The organism is Bradyrhizobium sp. UFLA05-112 (genome assembly GCF_053572325.1).
Window position 1 is genome coordinate 1 of the sequence record NZ_JBANBK010000188.1, and the last position, 2,957, is coordinate 2,957.

General features: G+C 59.1%; 4 protein-coding genes. 3 read left to right on the plus strand and 1 reads right to left on the minus strand.

Going from position 1 to position 2,957, the window contains the following annotated elements:
• The coding region (locus SO180_RS42200) for a hypothetical protein (RefSeq protein ID WP_449384675.1) at positions 1 to 498 on the plus strand (498 nt) is incomplete at its 5' end.
• A 23-nt stretch (positions 499 to 521) separates the two neighbouring features.
• Here SO180_RS42200 and SO180_RS42205 read toward each other — a convergent pair.
• The gene (locus SO180_RS42205; protein ID WP_449384676.1) at positions 522 to 875 is read right to left on the minus strand and encodes a cupin domain-containing protein; all 354 of its coding nucleotides are present in this window, start codon (positions 873 to 875) and stop codon (positions 522 to 524) included.
• Between the two features lie 875 nt (positions 876 to 1,750).
• On the opposite strand from SO180_RS42205, the gene SO180_RS42210 reads away from it, so the two are divergent.
• Complete coding sequence (locus tag SO180_RS42210; protein WP_449384677.1) at positions 1,751 to 1,942, plus strand: hypothetical protein; 192 nt, start codon at positions 1,751 to 1,753, stop codon at positions 1,940 to 1,942.
• A gap of 15 nt (positions 1,943 to 1,957) precedes the next feature.
• Positions 1,958 to 2,212, plus strand: coding sequence for a hypothetical protein (locus SO180_RS42215; protein WP_449384678.1), 255 nt, complete (start codon positions 1,958 to 1,960; stop codon positions 2,210 to 2,212).
• Positions 2,213 to 2,957 lie beyond the last annotated feature (745 nt).

A 2,957-nucleotide genomic window follows, 5' to 3' on the forward strand; every position in this document is an offset into this window, starting at 1 on the left:
GAACCTGTCACCTATATTCTGGCCATCGTCTACTTTCTGGTGGACGCGGCCTTCATGGCCGTGGCGCGGCCCATATCACGCTGGCTTGGGCGGCATCTGGAGTTCAAGCGGTTGCGGGCCTGGATCAGATCGCTGCCGCCTTATCCTTCGCTCGCGCTGTTTTCCGTGCCTGTGATCATGCTGGAGCCGATCAAGCCCATCGCCGCCTACCTCGCCGCGACGGGGCAGGTTGTCAGCGGCGCTGTGGCTTTCATCATCGGCGAGCTGCTCAAGCTCGTGCTGGTCGAGCGCCTGTTCCATCTCACGCGTGACAAGCTGATGAGGATTCCGACTTTTGCCTGGGCCTATGGAAAGTTCGCCAAGGTGAGGGCATGGCTGCAAGCAACCGAGGCTTGGCGGGCTGTCCGCGCCTTGAGCCGTTCAGCGCGCGACTATATCGCGCAAGCCAGAGCAAGGCTGGTCGGCGGTTTCAGCAAGCTGGCGACGTTTCGGGACTAGCCTTCGATAGAGCAATCTGCCCCTCAGGCGAGCTTGCGCGGAGCCGCGGTCGCCTTGTCACCGGTGTTCGGCGTGCCGGTCGGCTCAATCAACAGAAGATGAACCTCGTCGCGCGCCACGGGCCGATGTTCGACGCCCTTGGGGACGATGTAGAGCTGACCCGGCTCGAGTGTCACCGTGCGATCGCGCAATTCGATGTCGAGGCTGCCCTTCAGGACGAGAAAGAAATCATCGGTGTCATCGTGCTTGTGCCAGGTGAACTCTCCCTTCACCTTCACCACCATCACGTCGCAATCGTTGAAGGTAGCGACGGTGCGCGGCGACCAGAATTGGTGGAATGTCGCAAGCTTGTCGGCAAGTGATACCTTGTCGGTCATGAGTCCTCCGTGTCGCGTTGTGCAGCAGCGATTTGGGATCGAACTGCTGACGCGACAAGGGTCCATTCGTCGCGTGCTGCAAGGTTGCCGTAGTGTGGTTAGACGAAGCTACCGCTTTGGTTAGCGCACGGAGGAGAGGTGGGTAACGCCCTCTGCCAACCAACCCACCCCTGCATTAGCGGGCTGGATTGGAGTGGCCCCGTTCGGCAAGTTCGTTGACCTAGGTCAACATTCTCAGAGCCGAAATCATCCCAAGCTGCCCCACGGTCATCTTGCCAGCGGATCGGCATCACATTCGTCGAGCGAGCAACATGAGATTTCCGGCAGGGGTCGTCGCGGGAATGCTCTTACTCACTGGCACGGGGACGAGCCATGCCGTGGTTCGCATTACGAATGATCGAGGCGGACAGATTGGCTACTACATCGAAAGATACGAGAAATTGCGCGCCTCGCGTCAATCGGTCGTCATCGACGGCCTGTGCGCCTCCGCCTGCACGATCGTCCTTGCAACCATCGCTCCGGATAATATCTGCGTAACATCCAGAGCGAGACTTGCCTTTCATGCTGCATGGGACTTCGGCAGGAATGGGCGCACCTTTACAGATCGTGGAGCGACCCGGATGCTGTATTCGATGTATCCTTCGCCAATTCAACAGTGGCTCGATAGTCGCGGAGGTCTAACTCCCCGCACAGTTTTCCTCGAAGGCAAACAGCTGCATGGGATGTATAGGGGATGCGATCTCGATTCCCGGCCATCCGCCACACGTTGAGCGACGCGATTACTTCCCTGTTCCAGGGCCGATGGCACAAAGTACACTTGCCGCACGTGGGGGTTGTGTTTTGAAATGAGCACTCAATACCGGCAAGGTTGAGTGATGGTGGAGAAAACACAGGATTTGCCTCCCGAGATCGCGGAGTTGTTTGTGGCTGCGGAAAAGCTGCCGTTGGGCAAAAAACGCGACGACTTGCTTTGGAAAGCGCTGGAATTGGAAGCCAGATTGAATGTCGAGCGCTGGGTCAGTTCGCCCGGACTGCGGCCGCGGCGCGAAACGGCAGACGAGGGCTGATTGGCTGCGATTGCCATGTCCCTGCAGTTCCACCGTGCCGTCGAACACATGGAAATATGGAGCGCGAGCAGCGACGGCTTTTCGTTCGTGATCAGTTTCGAAAGTCCCACCGGGACCGGTTTTCACGGAAGCGCTGGCTATGTCGCGTCATGGCGGCCGGTTGACCAGAGCCGTGGCGCGATCAGGGTCTTCGGCTCGCCGTTCAAGACGTTCGATCAGGCGATGGCGGCCTGCGAGGCGATGCTGAAACACCTGACGAGCGAAAAATGAAAGCCTCTCGGGGCCGGCAGATGGCGTGAGGGGCGGCGGGCCATGTCGGCGCCGATTCTCGCCAAGCGGGCTTCACAACCAAGCGGGCTTCACAACAATGACGCATCGCTGCCGTATCCTGCGCAAGATCAAGTGCGGTCATAGTCAAGTCTAGGATCGTGGCGAGGGCTGGCGGACGTACCCAACCTCACACATCCGAAACGCCCCCGGAGAAGTTCCTCTCCGGGGGCTTTCTCCCAGGCGGTGTATTCGGCCGAACGCCGAGCAAGCAGGAAACTCCCTGCATGCGCTAAATGCGCGAAGCCGATCGAAGGCCGATATCGAAGTTTGTTGGTTCTCTTTCAGGAACAGAACCAAATGATGACCAGAGCCATCGGCAGGCCAACACCCAAGGCACCGAAAATCATCAGCGCAAAAGCCGAAAGCAGGTTGGCCTCGGGCTGCATCTCATGCCCGTGCATTTCGTTTCCTCCGTCGAGCCCCCGCCCAAAAGGATGAACGATCCCCACCAAGGGCAAGGCTGGACGTGCATGGTTAAGAAAAGATTAACGCGCTCCCACAATCCACAACGCCGCTCTGTGCGTCAGCGTCTAGGCGCCGAACAGACCGGCATATTCGAAAACACCCAGACCGGCAGTGAGCCCTTTGGCGCCACCGCCGACAAAACGGCATCTCACCAACAGACGTTTACTGGGACGACGCGCCATCCCCAGCCAGTCCAGACCCGACGCAATCTCGTACACCC

Coding starts and splice junctions, on each gene's coding strand:
- SO180_RS42205 (WP_449384676.1), bottom strand. CDS start 875: ATGACCGACAAGGTATCACTTGCCGACAAGCTTGCGACATTCCACCAA.
- SO180_RS42210 (WP_449384677.1), top strand. CDS start 1,751: ATGGTGGAGAAAACACAGGATTTGCCTCCCGAGATCGCGGAGTTGTTT.
- SO180_RS42215 (WP_449384678.1), top strand. CDS start 1,958: ATGTCCCTGCAGTTCCACCGTGCCGTCGAACACATGGAAATATGGAGC.